Consider the following 20,026-nt stretch of genomic DNA (forward strand, 5'->3'; position numbering starts at 1 on the left):
CTTTCCGTCAGGTTGGTCTTGAACAACCCGACCCTAGCGGAAAACACTGATGGCCGCCCGCAAAGCCGATCACCCGCTACAGCGCAACGAGAAGCGCGCGGGCGCTCGGCTTTACTCCCTACCGTCACCTACGCCACGTACTGGGACACGATCGGTAAATGGCCAACGCGGTTGCTTTGTGATCAGCCGTTATCTTCGACGAACCGAATAGCGTCTTGCAAGAAGCTCCGGAAATAGTCAGGATTTTCGCACATCGGAAAGTGCCCAAGCCCCTCCATAACGACATGACGGCTGCCAGGAATGAGGGCCGCTAGCGCTGCTCCGTCTGCAGGCGTCGCAGAGTAGTCATAGGTCCCGGAGAGAAGAACGGTCGGTGTTCGCTTGGCATCAATCTTCGGACCGACGACGGCACCGTCGAACTCGTCGCTGTAGAACGAAAGATCGCCGGGATAAACTCCAGGAGCACCCTGCGAGTAGATCCAACTGGCGCGGCGTCGCTCTTCTTGCGGGCTGAGCGGGCTCATGATTCCGCGGACATAGGCTGAGTTATGAAGCGACCCATGAACGTTGACGTTGTGTTGAAAGGGGTTGCGACGGCCCTTTGACTTCAACGGCGGCTCGACCGCAATTACACCCATTAGACGTTCCGGTCGCTCCGCCGCCAGCACCATGCACATCGCCGCGCCCATAGATCCTCCAACGACGATAGCTCTGTCTCCGACGAGCTGGTCGAGTATCGCCGTGCACCAGGTCAGGTAGAGATCCGTTGTGAGTTGATAGGGCGAGCCGTCCCAAGTTAAAGGAGGCATCGAACGTCCGTGAAACGGCAGATCAACTGAGATCAATCGGTTCGTACGCGCAAACCCAGTGTCGGAGAGTTGCGGTAGAAACTGACGGCCGTCTGCGCCAGCCGTATGGAGGAAAAGGATAGGAGTTCCTGCACCGGCTTCCTCGTAAAAGATATCGTGTTCTACGCCGCCGACCTCTACCCGCTTATAGCGTCCGGTGACCTGTTCAATATTTCGATCGACCTTCGGCGCAACTAGGGGCGGAGACGCTACGACGATTTCGAACAGTCGCTCCAGAGCGGGACGCGCTTGAGCGATTGCTACGGGCGAACCAGATAACGTGAACTCAGGGTTAGCGAGTTGAAAGGCGGTGAACGAATGGTAGGTTGCCGGCGGCGGCACCTGCATAACCTTTTCCCAAGCTCCTTCTGGGGCACTCAGTATGACGTCAGCATTTTCGTCCGCGCCGTCCAGTGCGACTATCCCGCCTCCCACAGCAAGTGATGACTTTTCTGGTCCAACTTGCAACGAGATCCGTGTTGTAAGACCTGGGGTCAGTCGCGGTAGCTCCGGATCTTCGATCGCCAGGGTTACGCGTTTAATCAGCTCGGCATGGGCGCCCATACGTCCTCCCTAACAAAATGATGTTGTTGGGAAGCCGCACTTCCTGTGTCTCACCTCCCATAAGAGAGGTAAGCAGATTTTCAGACAATCTGTCAACCTTAGCCGTCGCCTGAACTTCGTTTTGTGGAACTACTCGGAGGTTTCGACGGGGTTCTTGCTCAAGTAGTCCAACGCCACCTTAGCCGCGATTTCGATATGGCGCTTGCAAAGCGCGGCTGCCCTGTCGCCATCACGCAACGCAATAGCGGCCGCAATCTCTCTTATTTCGAAAACGCTGTTCTGCAGCCGCCCTGGCTGGGTCATCGATGTCATCCGCAACAATGTGACCCGGTTGTGCAACGACGTGAGCATTTGCTTCACAAACACGTTCTTGCTGCCGGTCATCAAACAATCGTAAAAAGCGGTCTTGGCTTCGATGATCCGCGTTCCGGAACCGCTCTTGGCTGCGGCTTCGAACGCTTCCACGGTCTCGAGGAGAGCAACGATCTCTTCATTCGAACCGTTCTCGGCGAACTCCTGGCCGGCAAAGCTTTCAAGCAGCGCGCGTACACTATAAAGCTGCCTAGCCTCCTCGTAGCTGATAGTGCTGACAACCGGCCCCCGATGCGGATAGCTAGTAATAAGCCCTTCAGCTTCTAACTGGCGTAGCGCCTCGCGAACTGAAGTTCGGCCAACCCCGATAAGTTCGCACAACTCGCGCTCCACCAGCCGCTGCCCGGGCTTGAAACGGCCACTTGAAATAGCCTGCCGGAGCTTATCCTCAACAAGGATTCGAAGAGAGGCGTTTTGACGTCTAATCTGGAGGTCGATCGTTCCCATTCACAACAAACCTTCGATGAAATTTCTAGTGACGCACAGAATCAATATACTGCCGGAGCGTTTCGTAGGACAACCCGATTGTCTGCAAACAGCAAAAAATTTCAATCGGTTTATTGTGGGTCACAGGAGAACTCTAGCGAACTGGAGGTCTGGCGCAAGGGGAGAAAATTTCTGTAGCACCTCAGGGTCATGACCCGGAATGATGAGTCCGTTTGCTCCGGCAAGGACGCGGAGCTTGTTGTAACCCTCGATGACCTCTAGGTAATCTGCAAACAGGGGAAACGCGCCGTCATTTTCAAGATAGTGCTGGAAATGAAGCGCGTCGGAAGCGATAACCAGCAAAGCGCCGCCTGTTGCCACCGTAACAACTTGCAAACCTTTCGAGTGACCGCCAACCAGATGCACCCTGCATCCAGGAACAATTTCCCCATCCCCATCATGGAACCGTACCCGTGACTGAAAAACGAGCCGGACCGCGTCGACGACACCTTCTGTAGCAAAAGGCCGACGCATTCGCTCATGGCACATACACCGCCCCGTTCCATACGCCATCTCCCGATCCTGAATGTGAAAAGTGGCGTTAGGAAAGGCCGGGAGGTTTCCGGCGTGATCGTAGTGCAGGTGTGTCACAACGACATCAGTAATTTCGCTGGATTTGATGCCAAGGCTGCTCAGTGCTGCCACCGGATGGATCAAGAGGGTCCGCCCTCTGGCCGCGCCCTCTCCGGCTTCGAAACCAGTGTCAACAAGAATTAATCGGTCCTCGAGACGGATCAGCCACACGAAGTAGTCGATTTGTGATGGACGATCATGAATGTCATTCGTCTCTAGTATCAGGTCACTTACTGGTCTTTGCGCGGTGCCGTAATGGATGGCGAGCACTGTCCACTCGTTCAAGAGAATTCTCCCCGCCATCAGTCCATCAAGACTAGGTGTCGATTGATCTCGGCCCTGTCAAGACGGTCGAAAACCTCATTGATCTCATCAAGGGGGCCAGTGCTCGACAGCAATTTGTCCACTGGCAGCTTACCTTTGAGGTAAAGGTCGATATAGCGGGGTATGTCGCGCGATGGCACGCAGGAACCCATATAGCTGCCCTTGATCGTTCTCTCCTCTCCGACCAACGGCAAGGGCGAAACCTCGAAACGGGAATTTGCGCTGGCCAGTCCGGCCGTAGCGGTCATCCCTCCGCGCCGGGTAATCTCATATGCAAGCTCGAATGCCTTTTTGGATCCAGCCATCTCTATCGCGTAGTCTACCCCGCCGCTTGTCGCGCCTTTTACTTGGGCAACAATATTCGGCGAGGTGGCCAAAAAAGTCTTCGTCGCTCCCAGCTCCTTGGCAAGATCCAGCTTCGCTTGGATTAGGTCGATCGCCACGATATCGCTTGCACCGCTCGCAACAGCGCCAAGTATCGCCGAAAGGCCTACGCCGCCGAGCCCGATTACCGCCACACTACGGCCTGGGCGGACCCCACACGTGTTCATCACAGCTCCAACGCCGGTCATAACGGCACAGCCGAAGAGAGCAGCTGTCGCCAAATCGATATCTTTGGTCACTTTGACTACCGAGCTCGCCGACACGACAGCATATTCGGAAAACGCAGAAACGCCGCTATGGTGGTTAATTTCGTATCCTCTCAAACGGATGTGCTTGCCGCCGGATAGAAGCGTTCCTGCAGCATTGGCCTGGTAGCCCGGTTCGCAGAGGCTGGCGCGGCCTTCAGCGCAATATGAGCAATGGCCACAAACCGGCAGAAATGACATGACTACATGGTCACCAACCTCAACCTTCTCGACACTCGGTCCGATTGCTGCGACGACGCCAGATGCCTCATGGCCTAGAGCGACTGGAAGCGGACGCGGTCTGTCCCCATTGATTGCGGACAGGTCAGAGTGGCAGACACCGGCAGCCTTGATCTTGACCAACACCTCCATGGGGCCAGGCGGCGTCAGTTCCACAAGCTCAATCTTAAGAGGTTTCGAATTTGAATAGGGCTTCGGCAGACCCGACTCCCTGAGGATTACCGAACGCATCTGCATCTTTGAAATTCCTTATCGATGTGCAAGCAACTGCATTGGAGAGGGGATATAGCGGAATCCGTCTCCGTTTCGCACCACATGCCCGGCACCTGGCCATGCGAAGTGATAGGACATTACCGCAATGCGATCTGTCGCCAGCATATCAAGCACGCGCGTGCGGGATCTAGCTGACAGCTTCGGGTCCGTGTCGTATCGGAATTCCATCATCGGCCTCTCCATCAACAGGATATGATGGTGCGTAAGGTCGCCGAGAAAACAGAGGCGATCGTTTCCCGACTGCAGCATAAAACAATGATGACCGAGCGTGTGGCCGGGGGCCGAAATCGCGTGAACGCCCGGCAAGAACTCCTCGCCGTCTTTGAAAAAGAAGGTCCGATCCTTGTGGGGAAGCAGGTTTCGCCGAGCGTTATCGATTTGAAATTGAAATGAAGAATCGATCGACGACCCGTCCGTCCAGTCCGTGAAGTCTCGCTCACTGATGAAGATGTCGGCGTTCGGGAAATTTAACCTTCCATTGGCATCGCACAGACCGCCGATATGATCGATATGGGCGTGCGACAGAACCACCGCATCGATCTCCGTCGGATCTCGACCTGCCTCTCTCAGGCTGGCTAGGAGTCGACCTGTGGTGGGCCCGAAAGCTTTGGAAGACCCCATCCCGGTATCAAATAGAATTGTTCTTCCATTTATCTCAACAAGCGGCACGTTTTGCTCGAGTACAACTTTGTTCGTTGGCAGGAAATTGTCCTCTAGCATCAGGCTGACCGTGCGTGGCTCTACCCCCAAGAAGTTCAGGCGAGGATCTCCTAGCTCTAACGGCCCGTCGGACAGTACCGTGATTTTTCCATCGCCAAATTCGAACGGATAAAAATACGGAAGCTTGGCCAGGTGATGCATACTAAGAGACACTGATTTTCCTCCCATCAGGTGCTTGGCGACATTTTTGGCAGATTGTATGATAATCTGTCAAATATTTTTGAAGAAAGCCATATCGAGAGCGACTGCCTTGCTTTAGGAGCCGGTGTACCGCGTTTTCCCCGGCCTACCGAATGCCGCGCAGTAGGAGCAGAGCATTCGAGAATGCGGCTCGCGGGGCCGCACAACGCATGGTCGTTGACCCAGCGTTGCCCCCTGTTCCGCGAAAAACCGCAGACATTCAGAGATTGACGAGGCTCAAGTTGAGTTGTCTCACAGCGCGCACCGCATCACCGTCCATCAGACAGGTGACATTTTCCCTTATTCGCGCTCATCATCGCGAAGCGGCGTAACGATCTGAAACGAAGCCGGTGGCGGACGCGCGCACCCAAAGAGCGATCAATTCCATCTTCGGCAGGGCCTTGCTGTAAAAGAAGCCTTGCGCCGAACCGCATCCGTTCGCTGCGAGAAATGCTGCCTGCTCGGCGGTCTCAACACCTTCCGCCACCACGTCCTGCCCAAGACATTGTGCAATGGACAGAATCGCTTTGACCAATTCTTCGTTCCTTTTGTCCGAGCTATTTATGAATGACCGATCGATCTTCAGCGTGTCGATCGGGAAGCGGGCTAGATAGTTGAGCGCCGAGTAACCGGTGCCAAAATCATCGATAGCAATCGAAAATCCCATTTGACGCAGCTTAAGAAGCGTCTGCAGGGTCTCGCCCTTCCGATCGAGAAGCAGACTCTCCGTGATTTCGATTTCGATCCATTCCGCGCGGCAACCGGTTTCACCGAGGATTGCAGCGATCTCGTTTACCAACCGTGAGCATTGGAATTGCTTACCCGAAAGGTTGACTGCAATCTTGTGCAGGTGGTGGCAATCGGCGTTCAGCTCCTTCGCCGTCTTGCACGCTTCACGCAGCACCCATCGCCCGAGTTCAACGATCAGCCCGGTATCCTCAGCGACCGGAATGAATCGAACCGGCGGAATCATGCCCATCTCGGGATGAGGCCATCTCAACAACGCTTCCGATCCTATCATTACGCCGCTGTCCAGAAGCACCTTGGGCTGGTAGTGCAGCTCCAATTCTTCGCGCTCGATAGCGCGGCGCAATTCAGATTCCAACTGCATCCGCTCCTCCACGCCCACAGTCAAATCCTTCGAATAAAAGCGAAAACTGTTTCTCCCCGAGCGTTTGGCAAGATACATCGCAGAGTCGGCGTATTTCACCAGATCGTTGACATCTGTGCTGTCGTCGGGCGAGATCGCGATGCCTACACTGCATGACACGTAGACTTCCTTGCCATCCAATAGGAAAGATTCCTTGAATCTCTCGAGGATCGAGCACGCAACCCAATCGAGATCGTCGGTTGTCTGGATTTCCGGCAACAGAATCGCGAACTCGTCGCCGCCGAGACGCGCAACCGTGTCGAGATCGCGGACAGATTTCTTAAGCCGGGTAGCGACCTGGCAGAGTAGTTGATCACCCACAGGGTGACCCATCGTATCGTTCACGACTTTGAAATGGTCGATGTCAATCAGCATTACCCCTGTCCGCCGACGTTGAGACGACGCGTCACTGACGACCTTTTGCAATCGCTCGTTAAACAGCAAGCGGTTCGGCAAAGAAGTCACCGGATCGTAAAAGGCCATTTGCCTGATTTTTTCCCGCGAGGCGTTCAGTTCCGTGACATCGCGAGAGACCCCGAGGACTCCTGTAACCTCTCCCCCGGCGCCGAGGACCGCAAGTTTACGTGTTTCGAGAAGAATGGACTGACCGTTCTCCGGGGAAACCACCCAATTCTCGTCGATAAGTATGCCACCGGCTTCGATCGTGGCCTCATCAGATTTTCCGGAAATGTGAGCTCTCTCAGCCCCGAACAATTCAAGGTCCGTTTTTCCAACGACCTCCGCCTCCGATTTCCCGGTCAGCCGCTCAAATGCATGATTGCACAACAGGTGTACGCCATCGACATTCTTTACCCAAACCATGTCAGGAATGGTTTGCAGCACACTTAGCAATTGCGTCCGCACGGAGTTGATGGCGTCTTCCGCCTGCCTTCGTTCCGTGACATCACGCGAAAATGCCAGGAGCGTGGTGGCGGCGTCAGGATCGGCGCTTGGTCGTCTAGCCACCGACAACTCGAACCATCGGGTCTCGCCGTTTGGCAAGGATACGCTAATGCATCGACCGTAGGCAACTCCTTCACTGCTTGCAGTTCGAAGCGCCTCCATTGCAATAGCCGCTTGATCAGGCGCAAGAACTTGGTCGACCGTCCTACCCAGTAGCATTTCCCGCTGCTGGGCTAGTAGTTCGGGATTTCTGGTCCAGACCTGAAGATATCGCCCATCCTCGTCGACCTCAAACAGAACGTCTGGAATAGCGGTGACGATCCCTTGGGCTAGTTCGAGAGCGTTTTTGAGTTCCTGCTCCGCCAACTTGTGTTCGGTTATGTCGATGATAACGCCAATCAGACCCGCGGGCTCGTCGTCGTGACCTCTGAAAACTGCCTTGTTGCAGACAACATCCAGGATGGCGCCGTTTGCGAGAGCGATCTTACGCTCGGAGACTTGGGCTCCACCCCTTTCAAGAAGGCCTTTCTCTTCAATAGAATAAATTTCCGCCAGTTGCGTTGAACTGAGATCAAAATCTGTATTCCCGATGATCTCGTCGCGCGAGCGACCGAGGAGATCTTCGAAAACCTTGTTGCAACCGACATAGCGACCGTGCAGATCTTTGAAGAAAATTGGGAGGGGCAACACGCCGATCAATGCTTCAAGCAGCGCTCCTCGGTCGGCTGAGGTATCATGATGCAGCGCTTCGTCTCTCCGGCGATTGCGCCTTTTCTGAAAAAAGGAGCGTTGCCAAAGCGGTTGTAAAGTCGAATTCATCGTGAAGCTCCTTACCGAGGGCCAAGACAGATGCATCATCCATCCGATCAGGAATTCCGGGAACGCCACCCAAATCATTCGAGCAACAAATTGATGCAGATATGTCAGTAAGGCGTCGAACCGCGCGTCGGCCTGAGCCGGATAGTGCGGTCGGAAATGAACTTTGCTTTCACATTCGAAGCAACAACCTTCGCGGCAGCACGTAGATTGAAAGGCGCAATGAGTATGTTGTCCCGTTTGGCGAGAGGAGGGCCGGAGGAAGAATGCTACCGCGGAGCAAATATGTTCGTTGGAACCGGATCGCTTGTCTCATGTCTCCTGAGGCGACCCGGGCATTTCCCAATTTGAACTGTCATTCCTTAGCGCAGCCTACCTTGCACGAGAGCCGATCATGAAGGCACCGCATTCCACACAGACCCCGCATGCGATCTTCAATCGGCCGGCTTCCAGGAGAGCGGATCCGCTGGGTTATCGAAATATTTAGCAGCAGCGCTGGCAGACCACCAAGCTGTATTCTTCGGCTCGATCCAATCCTCAGAGTTAGGATCGCAATCAGCTGGCAAATCCGCCATTACATCCTCTATGGTACTGGGAATTGCTGGCCGCAGGATTGTCTGAATTTTGGGGCCCTGTCCCTCAAGAGTTCGCATCATTACGTCCCATACGAAACCCGCCTCAGAGCGCGGCGGCCAGAAATGAAAACTCTTGCTTACGAAGTCGGGGTTCCGTCGCCAGTAACAGGCTGCCGAAGCTTCGCCCCCTAGAACGATTGGGATCATGTCGCGCCCGGACTGGCGCACCGCGTTGATAACACCATTCTCAGCTCCCGACTGAACGATAATACCATCAATTCGACCGGGATTCGCTGCAAGGAATTTTTGCACCTCGGCCTGCGCGACCTTGTCTGTCCACTTCCCGTCGACATGACCTACGATCTTTATCTCGGGATAATACTCCAGAGCCTTCTTTGCGCCGACGTCAAAGCTGTCCGAGGAGGCAAAGCCGGAGATCCCCGAAACGAGAAGCACATTGCCACTTCCTTCGATTTCTTCAGCGAGCCACTTCGCCGCCTCAAACCCGCCTTGCATGTTGTTCTCAGTTGCGTTGACGGCGAACGGCGATGTTACGTAACCAGAGTACGAGAACACAGGCACTCCTTTTGAATACGCATACTCTATCGTAGGATTAAGCGCCGTGAGGTTCGAACAGCAGATAATAATTGCATCAACGCCGTCGTCTACCATCTGCCGCATCTGCCTGATCTGGACAGCGTCTTCAAGATTTGACTGGGTGACGATGAACTCGGAGACCAGCCCCGCTTTCTTGAAAGCTGGAACAATCTTGTTTGTGAACTCATCAAGAATACTCGCACGCCAAGAATTGTCAGCATATGTCGATGCGTACCCAATTTTCCACGGCGGTGCTCGCTGTGCCTTAAACGTGCGGAAGACAGATTCACCTGTAGGCAACTTTGGATCGAGCAACTCGTAGGTTTTTCGTTCCTCCCGCGGCAATTCCGTAAGGCCACCGGCGGCCGCTACAGAAGGGATCACCAAGCCGGTGATTAGAATAATGGCTCTTGTAATTTCACGTATGCGCACGGATTTGATACCTCTCGTGTCTCTGAGCATTGCAAAGCAGTTGATCTCTTGAAGGTTGATCGGCTCTAGGTGGGTTTTTTACAGTCAGACGGGCGGCGAAAGGGAGACCAAGAGCCCAAGGCCGGATTTCGCTTCCGTAAGCGGATTTCCCTTCAGTAGAACGCCGCTATCACAGTGGCCATCCGACGCGTGGCAGTCCCGTTCGATGCGTAGCTTACGCCACTAACCTAACCCGACGCGTCGACTTATCTTCGGTCAATTTGAATGAAGCGAGCCGCTCGCTGAGTTCGTTAGTCTGATCCGAGAGAGTCTTTGCCGCGGCATTTGTCTGCTCGGCCATGGCAGCGTTTTGTTGTGTTCCCTGGTCAAGTACATTGACGTTATTGTTGATCTCGGCGAGGGACGCCGCTTGCTCGCGGCTCGAATTGACGATTTGATCAATCCGATCGGAAATCTTCAAGATCGACGCCGTTATGTTGTGTAACGCCTCACCTGCTTTCCCCACGTAATCTGAGCCGATCGCCACCTCCGAAGAGGATTCCGAAATCAGGTGGCGAATCTCGCGGGCTGCAGCTGATGATTTCTGGGCAAGTTCGCGCACTTCCTGGGCTACGACTGCAAAACCCTTTCCGGCATCTCCAGCACGAGCCGCCTCGACACCAGCATTTAGTGCCAAAAGATTTGTCTGGAACGCAATCGTATCGATCAAACCAATGATTTGGCCGATCTTGTGGGACGCGTCTTCTATTCTGCCCATTGCGTTGATCGCATCGGTCACAATGGTTGCCGCACCCTCGGCGTGTTCTTTAACAACGGACACGAAAGCCTGGGTTTCATAGGCATTCTCGGATGATTTTCTGACCGTGACCGTCACCTGTTCGACGGCGGCCGCAGCCTCCTCCAGTGAGGCGGCTTGCAATTCAGTTCGCCGCGACAGATCATCTGAGGCTTTGAAAAGCTCGCTGGTTCCCCATTGAATTTGATTGGTATTCTCGTCGATATGAGACACTGTCTCTCTCAGGATCGAAAGCGAGTGATTGAAATCGCGCCTCAGCGGCTCAAGATTGGGATGGAATTGGCGGTCAATTTCTTGAGAGATGTCGCCACGCGCCAATCGAGATAACGCCTCTCCTAGAATGGTGACGGCAGTTGCGACCTCCTCCTCCATCTGAGCGCGTTCGCGTTCACGATCCATCCGCTCCTGTTCAACGGTTTTCCTATCGGCTTCCGTTCGTGTCTCGATGTCCATCTTCGAGACAGCATTTTCACGGAAAACCTCGAGTGCGCGAGCCATTTCACCTATTTCGTCTCTCCGGTCACGTCCGACAATCTGCGATCGAAGATCGCCCTTTGCCAGCTCTTGCATGCGCTTCGCGATCCGTTCGATCGGGGCGCGAAGTGTCGCCATCAGGCCGGCGCCAGCCGCCAAGGCTACCAAGACGCCGGACACTGTGGCGATAGTTGACAGCAAGCGGGCAAGATTGCTTTCATTGCGAGCATCGTTTTCCTGAGTTGCTGCAAAGGTTACGAGGTTTTTCCAGATCTCCTGGCCGGTTTTGTCCGCCTCAGAATATTGCGCTTGGCGGGCTTCCGCTATCTTGACCAGCTTCTCTGTGTTCTCTTGGATAGAATCCACCTGGGCGAATAGATCTTCCTGCATTTTATCGAAGCCAGATATCGAGCTGGCAACGCCTCCAACTGCCACGGTGTCACGCGCCAATTTTGTAAGTTGCTCAACGAGGCGCTGCTGATTCTCTGCGTTGGCTGTACGGAACAGGTTATTGATTTCGATTTCGATCGAATCGGCGTCCTGGCCGATCGTTGTCGCCGTCGCAACAAGCATTTCGGAATCCGTCAACGCTTTATCCAACGCCCGGATCGCATTTGTTCCTTCAATCATGTGCTGGATCGCATCCACTCGCAGGTTCGTCGCAAAGCTCTGTAGGTCAGAGCCGGCAAGCCGTGTGGAAGGGTCGACAAATTCGGGGTTGGCGATTAGCTTGGCGATAGTCCTCTCAATTTTAGTAACGGCCTGCTCGTCAGCAGTCGAGACTACCCGCTTAACTGTTTTTAGCGACTTTTTGATCACAAGCCCTTGCTGGGCGACAGTCGGAGGCTGCTTCGCTCCGTCCGGCAAGCTCACCAAGTCTTCCGCCATGTGTTGCATAACTGATGCCGTATCGAGTGAGCGGGTAGCCTCCCGGAGCATGGTTTTCCCGGAGTTCTCCTGATTGCGTACTTGTGAGCGCACATCAACCGCAGCCAATTTAAGGGCGCCTCCGACCTCCTTGATCTTCGACAAGTTGGAAACAATGTCGCTGCGAACGGATTCCTCGTCATTATGCAAAGACCACATGCGGCCGATGCTGCCCGAGATAACGGACATTGCCGATACACTGTTTTCGAGCGCACCAGTTTCGCTCCCGCTACCTGCCGCCGCTTCCTGGAGCGACTGCATGGTTGCGCTCTGCCCGTTTAAACTTGTCAGCGCCTCATCTCGGTACTCCGTTGAGCTTTGCGCCAAAAAGCGGTTCATACTTTCCGCGACACTTCGAAACCCGCTCAAGGTCTGAAGAACCTCATTTGAAAGCCGAAGACGAGACTGAAGCAAGCCAGTTGCTTTTAAGCCGACCCCACCAACTGCCGCCAATATCAGGATCAAGGGTACAAGTACCAATAACACCTTTGCTCTTATGGTAAAGGTGGACAACAGGCGATCGACGAACATACTTACCTCCAAAGGGCTCAAACGGTGCTGGGGCCTCGCTTTTGGAATAGTAATGTTTGAGCCTGAACGAACATGGATAAGAGTTTCACTAAAACAATCGAAACTTTTTTACGTGTTGTTAGGATTTGACCTCTTACCCATTGCGTCTTTCGAGAAACTTAACGGAAGGTTAATACCTGCAGATTTGCCGGATCAGAACGTGGGAGTGGATCTATCTGCACCGAGGATCGATCTCCAGCACGTTCCCTGTCAGCTTTCCGGACAGTTCCGAATTCGCCAGGAATTGCACGGCGTGGATCACTGTTCGAAGCACGTCATTTTCGCTTGAAGACGTAGAGTTCACATCGCTGGCGTGTACAGCATTTATCCTCAGCCCGGAACCGAAATATTGCCTAGCAATTGCGGAGGTAGTAGTGCGCAACGCCGCTTGAAGGACGGCTTCTGCTTCCAGCGAGGTCGTCTCTTCGAACCATGCGACGTCCACTACGGCAAGCTCCGCGCCCTGAAGTCGAGAGCTAAAGGCACCTGTAACTCTGATTAGATTGGATACGGCATCAAGCCCCAGATTCGCGCTGGATAGCGATCCCGTTACAGTTTGGGTTGTTTCATTTCTGCGGAAAACTATGTTCACCAGAACGTCGACCCGTCTCCAGCGCAAATACACCTGGTCAGCCATTGAGTTGACGTAAACGTCTCTGTTCGGGTTGACTTTGACCGGTAAAAAATTGTTTCCCTGGCCTTCAGCCAGGGAGGCGAAGTCGGCGGGATTGGCGTCGCCTACGGCGACCCGATAGCCTTTTTCTATAAATGAGCGCGCCAAACAAAGACCAACAGGATTTGACGCGCCTATCAAGACACAGACTTTTTCCCCAGGAGAAATGTTGGCGTCACTGTCACGTTCAACCAGTACCTCGGTCGATGGAGTATGACACGCCTTGTGAGTCAGAGACGCTTGTATCACGCGCCGGTCGCCGCTTCCGGCAGATTAAGAAGGTCGACAATTTGTGCATTTTTGGCCAAGTTTAGCACTTATAACTCCCGGTCCGTCGCTGCGTCTCCCGCGAACAAGCAATGCGCGGGCGATATAGTAAAATTTTTGTCCGACAATCTGTCAATTCCTTTTTGCGATTTTCGGCGGACACAGGTCGAGACCGGCGTCATTTTGAGGCCTCATGCACGCAATGCCGTAAGCATCGGTATTCCGACACCCGGTTGAGTTTGATGTGGTCTTTCCTGTTAGTCTTCTCTCGCCGCCACGTTCCGATTTGATCGCGCTTTTCGCGTTCGCGCGGCACAGACAACAGCACGCCTATGGCAGCACAAGCTGTTTGACCATCATCAGGTTTCGTCCTTAAGCTCTTCTTTTGCCCAATCAGACGCCCGGAGTCCGTACCCGCTAAGAAGAGCGCAAAGTCAACTCAATGCGACGAGGCGCGGCTTACGCATTGATATTTGCCGCGACCGCCTCGCTTAGTAGGCCAAAAGAACTCGTCGACGTCTTTGCGTCTCCGAGTGTTGAGCCTGGAGCGTGCCTCTCTTATACGTCATAACCGAAGTATGCTGATGCGCAGGTTAAGAGGACCAGCGTGTGGCGAAATCGTGGGGCCATCCTACAGCACAATCATTTTTCTCCGTGTCGACTCAACGGCCTCCAAGGTCGGTTGGCGTAGGTTCTCTCCCACTCATAGCACTCCCACCCTTCCCGTGACGGGCTGCGATCGAAAGCAGCCCGTCACCCCTCGCCTTGGGAGGCATCTTTAGATTGATTTGCCGTGCGGGAACTCCACTAGAACCGTGGCAGATTTCCCTGATGCTGCCTTGCCTTTGATCAGGAATAGCATTAACGTATATCAGACAATCTGTCAATCTGTTCGAGGCTTGTGGAAGCCAGTCATCGCATCATTAGAGGCTTCCCAACTGCAGCGCTGAAAAACTAGGAGGCCATCTCGAGCGGGAGAACCTGGATGTCGGTGCTGGTGATGATCCGCCATGACGAAAGCCTAGGGAATGAGAGATTCAACCGGCCTCCACAAAGGTCCGAATCGGTCATGTACGCGATCAAAATCGCTCGCACGCCATCCGGTCTCGAGCTTTGAAGGTTTGGAAAACTAGTCCCGGCATGTGCGAGTTGGTGTTCATAGATAGGTTTATATTGGATGACCGAAAGTTTGTTCAGCAAGCCCGATGAAGGGACCTTAGTGAAAGACAACTTTATCGAGGGCTCCGATCCCGAACGTCTTTTGCCTTTGATATCATCGCCCCTGGCGTCCTCTGACCTTGCTCAACACGACAGTAGATCGCTTAACTCTCGCTGCAGTCGAATTTCCCTTGATGGTTTTGGCGTTGCGGATGCCCATCATGAAGGGGCGTTCTCGGTCATGATAGATTCCCCAGTTGACGTCGTAACGGTCTTCCTGCCGGCGTCCGGGAATGCAGTCTTTCATTGGTCTGGGCAACAGGTAGAGTCGCCGCATGTTGCAAATGCTCCGCTGAATGCCCGACAAGATGGCATAAGATCTCAACTGTCATTGACGATCGATACGCAATCCTTGCGTGACAAGCTTTCTCGCATGCTCGATCGGACGATCAGCGGAAATCTGCAAATTCAGCCGACCCTTGATCTTGCATCGAGCGCGGGAACGCTCATGCGAGAACTAGCCCTGTCTGCCCATCGCGGCCTCAGTGCCGGGGGGGCTCTGCGACAATGCCCGTCGGCCTATAGCTCGCTCCTCGACGCGATAGAGTACCTTTTGATCGAAAGCTGTATGCATCGCTATACCGATGAACTTCGTCGTCCGTCTCCGTCTCCCACGCCTCGCCACGTGAAACGGGCAATGGAGTTTATGGAAGAGCATATGGCTCAACCCATTTCCCTTAACGATATCGCCGCTGCGGCCAAGGTCAGCGTGCGGACTTTGCAGCACGGCTTCCGACAATTTCGTAATACCAGCCCCACAATGCACCTCCGAGACTTGCGTATGTGCGCAGCTCGACAGGAACTGCTGCAAAACGGCGCTAAAATCAGCGTTTCGGAAATAGCGCTTAAGTGGGGCTTCACACACCTCGGCCGTTTTGCTGCAGAGTACAAGAGACGTTACGGCGAACTGCCATCTAAAACAGTGCATATGATGGCCTCTCCGCCCGAAAGCTGACCCGGAAATAGCCCTTCGCGATGGCGCTGTGGTTCGCAGCGCTCCACCGGGCTATACCATCGCTGCGCCCTTAATTTTTCGGTCTGTCGCCACAGACGGTCAGCAGCCGAGCGTACAGTGCTTCAAGGTGATTGGTGATTTGGATCATTTGCAGCCGCTCTTGCTCCAGGCGCTGCGACTGTGCATCTTCGTGGCTTTCTAAGTGGGTATCTGTCTTAGCCTGTTGCCCGAAATTGATTGCGATAACTTTGGACATCTTCGAACTCTCGTTGAATTTCGTTAATACTCCGCGTCTTGAAGGAAGACAGTCGCGGAAGGTGAAAAAGCAAAAGTCTGCTAGGCAGCTGCGATGCGTCCTGATTGGTGCCAAACCTTTGCTCAAAACTAAGGGAGCATTCCATCCCTTGTTCAAGCGGAGTGATTCCGTAGCTGAAGGTTGGGTCGAAGTCGCGCCTAAGTCCGAACCGGTTGGATCCGATCGCCGTTGATCGATAGAATGCCAGAGACCTGATCGACGACCGGGCCGATGATACCATCTGCTACCTCAACGACGACAATGGCGCTGTGGCTAGACCGATGGGATTGGTTATCTCGGCAGCAAGCTCTATCACCGGAATGACAGAACCGGCAGATCCCTGAACCGAGAACATGCGTTAGGGGCAGCGGCGTCGCCTCTGCTAACCCCCGGATTTCCGGGATCAACGTCGTCTTCATGCAGAACTGCTGGCTGCCAGATGGAAACCGATAATATCCTGCGGTGAATTATGACATGATTCATTAAAACTCTTCCCATTCCTTAGTCGCGACAGCGGCTGTAGTACGTCCGCCGAAGGCGCCGGCAAGCTTCTGGGAGAGGGCACGCGCTGGCGAGGCGGCCGGCTTACCGTTCTGGTGGGCAACACGCCGTACAAAAGTCGAACCGTCGAGCCTGAAGCGCGCAATAAGCCGCGCCAGATTGGAAGCCTCATCCGCCAACCGGTTGGTGGCCGCCGTCGATTCTTCCACCATCGCCGCATTCTGCTGGGTCGTCTGATCCATCTGGTTGACCGCAGTGCTGACTTCCGCCAGCCCGGTCGATTGCTCTCGTGCCGCCGTCGAGATCGTATGAACGTGCTCGTTCACCTTGATCACGTGGCCTCGGATTAGACCAAGGGCATCGCCTGTGGCCGTTACCAGCCTGACCCCAGTTTTGACCTCGTCGCCGGACCGGTTGATCAGCGCCTTGATATCCTTGGCGGCAGTGGCGGAGCGCTGTGCCAGTTCACGCACCTCCTGAGCCACAACGGCGAAACCCTTTCCAGCGTCACCCGCACGCGCCGCCTCGACGCCGGCGTTAAGGGCCAAAAGATTGGTCTGGAAGGCGATCTCGTCAATGACGTTAATGATCTGGCCGATTTCATCCGAGGCCTGCTCGATGCGGCCCATGGCGGCGACCGCGTCTTTGACAACCGCGCTCGACTGCTCGGTGCTTCTGCGTGCCTCATCGACCATATGGCTGGCTTCCGTGGCTCTTTCTGTCGAGCTTTTTACCGCCACCGTGATTTCCTCAAGCGCCGAAGAGGTCTCCTCCAGGGCCGCGGCTTGCTGTTCCGTGCGCTTTGAAAGGTCGCCTGAGGCGATGCGCATCTCGCCGGCTCCGCCGTTGATCGTGTCGACGGCGGAGCGAACCTCGCCTAATACGGATCGAAGGGCTGCCATGGTGGCGTTGACATTACTCTTCAGTTCACCAAAGGCTCCCTGAAACTCGCCGCACATGTTTTCCGTCAGATCCCCATCGGCAAGCGCTGAGATAACTCGGCGAGTTTCGGCGATGCCCCGGTCAACAGAGGTGACCAGCTCATTGACGCTTCCTGCAAAACGGTCGAGAGCCGCATCGCCGTATTTCTTGGTGATGCGATGGGTGAAGTCACCGGCTACGGCGGCTGACACCACCTCGGCAATGCTCGACTGCAAGTCGGCGCTCTTGGCCTGCAACGCGGCCTCCTGCGCGTTCAGATCGCGGGCCTTGATGCTGTTTTGCTTGAATACCTCAACGGCTCTCGACATCTTGCCGATTTCGTCGGCGCGCATTGCGAAAGGAACCTCAGTGTCGAGATTACCATCTGCCAGTACGCCCATCGTGGTAGTCAACCGCGAGATCGGATCGGTAATCTTCCGGATGCAGTAAAGCAGGGCTATAATGCCCGTCGTAGTTGCCAGCGCCATGGCAAGAATGGTGACCAAAACCGTCGATGAAACGGCGCCCATCGTGTTTCCGACGGCCGCGACTCCACCACGCTTGTTAACTGCGACATCCTGGTCAAGGAGCGCTCCGCTATCATTATACAGTTTCGTCGTGGCGTCACTCGTTAGAAGAGCAAATGCTTCATCCTTCTTGCCTGCCTGCATTAGTTTAACAATCCGCTCGCCATCCTCCTGATATTGCGTCCACAAAGCGGAGAACGCGTCATAGGCCTGACGCTCCTCGCCGGATGTCACCATCGGCTCATATTCACCACGGGCATTCGCGAGATCCTCCATCTTCTGGCGGAAGGTGGTGATATTATGCGCAAGGCTCGTCGAATCTGATGAGTTTGTCACCAGCCTGAACTGCAGGATGCGGTAGTCCCCGGTGATCGTATTGATCCGATTTATCACATCGATCGATGGCAGCCAGTTGCTGGCAACTTCGGATATATTGCTCCTAATGGACAGCAGCTTGACGATACTCACGATGCCCTGGCCCGCCGCGAGAAGAGAGAGCAGAACAAATATCAAAGATAAAGCGAGTCTAATGGACTTGGGCATAAAGGCAAACCTTTTAGGTGAGGTGGACGATCGACTTGTCTACTCAAATCTTCCAATTGCCGTTTCATTCATTCGAACGGCAGATCAATCTTGTGGGTCTGTGACATAGCTGAGAATACCTATTGGTTGCGTTGGTTAATGAAGCCTTTCCTGCCCGTCTCGAATGCAAAAAGACGACGTTTTAAGGATAGTCAGGCGTCCAATGGATCGTCCGCGCTTACAAGGAGGATGCAGCCGGCAAAATTTCATTTGGCGCCGTTCGAAGAGCATCATCGTTTTCAGCAACCGAGTTTCGCCCCGCCACGAGCGACCTAGAGCAAGTCCTGCGATCGATGAATCGATTGTGATGTGACGGCGTCCATCGAAGCTGATTCAACTCCACAGAGAAGAGGTGGATGATGGGACAGGCCCTGAGCGATGATCTTCGAATACGGGTTTTGAAAGCGTCTGCGGCGGGCATGTCGGCTCGACAGGCTGCGGCTCGTTTCGGAGTTGGGATTTCGACGGCGATCCGCTGGATTGCAAGAGCGAAAGAGGGTGAGCTGACTGCTCGGCCACAGGGCTGGAGACGACCTTCGGCAGTGGATGCACACGAGGAATTCGTTGTCGCGTTGATCAACGAGCGTAGGGATGTGACGCTCGATGAGATGGTTGAGCGCTTGTCCGTCGAGCGGCAGGTGAAGATCAGCCGCAGCGCACTTGGCGCTTGGCTTCGAAGCCGTGGGTGGACCTTTAAAAAGGACCGCACACGCACTGGAGCAGGACCGACCGGACGTCCTGAAGCGCCGGCGCGCCTGGTTCGATGGTCAATTGGACCTCGATCCGGAGAAACTGATCTTCATCGACGAAAGTGTGCTGCAGAGGCACGGAAGGAGTTCAGTGTGAGCTAACCCCGTAACGTGAAGCTGCGTGAATGATGGAGGATGGCCCTCCGGGATCGGCTTTCAGGAGCGGGTCTCAAACCAGTCCGAGCTGCTGCGGTAAAGAGCCGTGGTGGTGAGCGCCGGATGAAAAGTTCGGACGAGATCCGAGCAGGTGCGTGTCCGAAGACGAACGAAAGTGAACCCTCCGAAGACGCGCCGTTATGAATATAAGCGTCGTCGAAACCAGGACTGTTTCGTCATCCTGGGACAAGTCCGCCGGGTGCCTGATGATTGGGCGGGCGGCGACCGGCGTAGAGGGGGCGTGAGTTGGACACAGGCTTTCACCCGGAACTGCAGGAACCAGGCTCCTGATGCCAAGGGAGAAGCCCAAGCGGAGAAACCGTAAGGCGAGAGTACCGATGCAGGAGACTGGGGCGGACCGATCCGTATGAGCGTTGAGGGCCCTGTAATGGGGCCGGAGCAAAGGGATCGGATCAGGTGGTCGTATTGTTTGGAACAACTGGAAACAGGACTTCGATAGGTACGACAGACAAGCCGTTTCGGATTGAGAAGCGGCAAGTGTACGAAGCTTACAAAGCGGTCAAAGCCAACCGTGGTGCAGCCGGGTGGACGGTGAGACCCTGGAGATGTTTGACAAAGACCTTGCGAGAAATCTCTACAAGATCTGTAAGCCTCCGGTGAAGGCCGCAGGTCAGGCCGCTTGAGCGTTGACGGTCGGCGGCGTCCAATTCCACGGAAGCAACTGCTCCAGCCTGGTAATCGACGTATCAGCGATGCTGGCAAGAACGTCGGC

The 20,026-nt window shown here is 54.7% G+C and carries 12 protein-coding genes and 1 pseudogene; 2 read left to right on the top strand and 11 right to left on the bottom strand.

Annotated features, from left to right (window positions below; all coding sequences use genetic code 11):
• Window positions 1-182 precede the first annotated feature (182 nt).
• The 9 genes from EFQ99_RS33790 to EFQ99_RS33835 all read right to left on the bottom strand — a co-directional run bounded on the left by EFQ99_RS33790 (window position 183) and on the right by EFQ99_RS33835 (window position 13,371).
• Window positions 183-1,412, bottom strand: coding sequence for an alpha/beta fold hydrolase (locus EFQ99_RS33790; RefSeq protein WP_008534369.1), 1,230 nt, complete (start codon window positions 1,410-1,412; stop codon window positions 183-185).
• 129 nt (window positions 1,413-1,541) lie between these two features.
• Window positions 1,542-2,231 carry a GntR family transcriptional regulator gene (locus EFQ99_RS33795; RefSeq protein WP_004673291.1) on the bottom strand — a complete coding sequence of 230 codons (690 nt, stop codon included), beginning with the start codon at window positions 2,229-2,231 and terminating at the stop codon, window positions 1,542-1,544.
• Between the two features lie 120 nt (window positions 2,232-2,351).
• Window positions 2,352-3,146 carry an N-acyl homoserine lactonase family protein gene (locus tag EFQ99_RS33800; protein ID WP_018247149.1) on the bottom strand — a complete coding sequence of 265 codons (795 nt, stop codon included), beginning with the start codon at window positions 3,144-3,146 and terminating at the stop codon, window positions 2,352-2,354.
• Window positions 3,146-4,273, bottom strand: coding sequence for a zinc-dependent alcohol dehydrogenase family protein (locus tag EFQ99_RS33805; protein ID WP_004673287.1), 1,128 nt, complete (start codon window positions 4,271-4,273; stop codon window positions 3,146-3,148). The genes EFQ99_RS33800 and EFQ99_RS33805 overlap by 1 nt, the downstream gene beginning before the upstream one ends.
• A 12-nt stretch (window positions 4,274-4,285) precedes the next feature.
• Window positions 4,286-5,170 (bottom strand): MBL fold metallo-hydrolase, encoded by an 885-nt coding sequence (locus tag EFQ99_RS33810; protein ID WP_011053353.1) that lies wholly within the window; start codon window positions 5,168-5,170, stop codon window positions 4,286-4,288.
• A 352-nt stretch (window positions 5,171-5,522) separates the two neighbouring features.
• Window positions 5,523-8,081: a sensor domain-containing protein gene (locus tag EFQ99_RS33820; protein WP_004673285.1), complete on the bottom strand. Its 2,559-nt coding sequence runs from the start codon at window positions 8,079-8,081 to the stop codon at window positions 5,523-5,525.
• Between the two features lie 431 nt (window positions 8,082-8,512).
• Window positions 8,513-9,712, bottom strand: a complete 1,200-nt coding sequence (locus tag EFQ99_RS33825) for an ABC transporter substrate-binding protein (RefSeq protein WP_008534366.1) — start codon at window positions 9,710-9,712, stop codon at window positions 8,513-8,515.
• 184 nt (window positions 9,713-9,896) lie between these two features.
• Entirely contained in the window at window positions 9,897-12,410 is a 2,514-nt protein-coding gene (locus EFQ99_RS33830; RefSeq protein WP_008534365.1) for a methyl-accepting chemotaxis protein, read from the bottom strand.
• A 211-nt stretch (window positions 12,411-12,621) separates the two neighbouring features.
• Window positions 12,622-13,371, bottom strand: a complete 750-nt coding sequence (locus tag EFQ99_RS33835) for an SDR family oxidoreductase (protein WP_011053351.1) — start codon at window positions 13,369-13,371, stop codon at window positions 12,622-12,624.
• Window positions 13,372-14,566: 1,195 nt separating this feature from the next.
• On the opposite strand from EFQ99_RS33835, the gene EFQ99_RS33840 reads away from it, so the two are divergent.
• Complete coding sequence (locus EFQ99_RS33840) at window positions 14,567-15,562, top strand: AraC family transcriptional regulator (RefSeq protein ID WP_004673281.1); 996 nt, start codon at window positions 14,567-14,569, stop codon at window positions 15,560-15,562.
• Between the two features lie 70 nt (window positions 15,563-15,632).
• Here the strand turns inward: EFQ99_RS33840 and EFQ99_RS33845 are convergent, their stop codons facing one another.
• Together EFQ99_RS33845 and EFQ99_RS33855 are read right to left on the bottom strand one after the other, a co-directional pair.
• Window positions 15,633-15,818 (bottom strand): hypothetical protein, encoded by a 186-nt coding sequence (locus EFQ99_RS33845; protein WP_004673279.1) that lies wholly within the window; start codon window positions 15,816-15,818, stop codon window positions 15,633-15,635.
• 521 nt (window positions 15,819-16,339) lie between these two features.
• The gene (locus EFQ99_RS33855) at window positions 16,340-18,349 is read right to left on the bottom strand and encodes a HAMP domain-containing methyl-accepting chemotaxis protein (RefSeq protein WP_004673275.1); all 2,010 of its coding nucleotides are present in this window, start codon (window positions 18,347-18,349) and stop codon (window positions 16,340-16,342) included.
• A gap of 398 nt (window positions 18,350-18,747) precedes the next feature.
• Here EFQ99_RS33855 and EFQ99_RS33860 point away from each other — a divergent pair.
• Window positions 18,748-19,207, top strand: a pseudogene (locus EFQ99_RS33860) (helix-turn-helix domain-containing protein); the annotation flags it as partial.
• Window positions 19,208-20,026: the final 819 nt, after the last annotated feature.

It is taken from the genome of Rhizobium vallis, assembly GCF_003985155.1.
Lineage (GTDB): Bacteria > Pseudomonadota > Alphaproteobacteria > Rhizobiales > Rhizobiaceae > Rhizobium > Rhizobium vallis.

Bases quoted from the DNA above. Each gene is read 5' to 3' on its own strand.
- EFQ99_RS33805 (WP_004673287.1), bottom strand. From the start codon at position 4,273: ATGCAGATGCGTTCGGTAATCCTCAGGGAGTCGGGTCTGCCGAAGCCC.
- EFQ99_RS33845 (WP_004673279.1), bottom strand. From the start codon at position 15,818: ATGTCCAAAGTTATCGCAATCAATTTCGGGCAACAGGCTAAGACAGAT.
- EFQ99_RS33825 (WP_008534366.1), bottom strand. From the start codon at position 9,712: ATGCTCAGAGACACGAGAGGTATCAAATCCGTGCGCATACGTGAAATT.
- EFQ99_RS33800 (WP_018247149.1), bottom strand. From the start codon at position 3,146: ATGGCGGGGAGAATTCTCTTGAACGAGTGGACAGTGCTCGCCATCCAT.
- EFQ99_RS33810 (WP_011053353.1), bottom strand. From the start codon at position 5,170: ATGCATCACCTGGCCAAGCTTCCGTATTTTTATCCGTTCGAATTTGGC.
- EFQ99_RS33820 (WP_004673285.1), bottom strand. From the start codon at position 8,081: ATGAATTCGACTTTACAACCGCTTTGGCAACGCTCCTTTTTTCAGAAA.
- EFQ99_RS33830 (WP_008534365.1), bottom strand. From the start codon at position 12,410: ATGTTCGTCGATCGCCTGTTGTCCACCTTTACCATAAGAGCAAAGGTG.
- EFQ99_RS33855 (WP_004673275.1), bottom strand. From the start codon at position 18,349: ATGCCCAAGTCCATTAGACTCGCTTTATCTTTGATATTTGTTCTGCTC.
- EFQ99_RS33840 (WP_004673281.1), top strand. From the start codon at position 14,567: ATGACCGAAAGTTTGTTCAGCAAGCCCGATGAAGGGACCTTAGTGAAA.
- EFQ99_RS33790 (WP_008534369.1), bottom strand. From the start codon at position 1,412: ATGGGCGCCCATGCCGAGCTGATTAAACGCGTAACCCTGGCGATCGAA.
- EFQ99_RS33795 (WP_004673291.1), bottom strand. From the start codon at position 2,231: ATGGGAACGATCGACCTCCAGATTAGACGTCAAAACGCCTCTCTTCGA.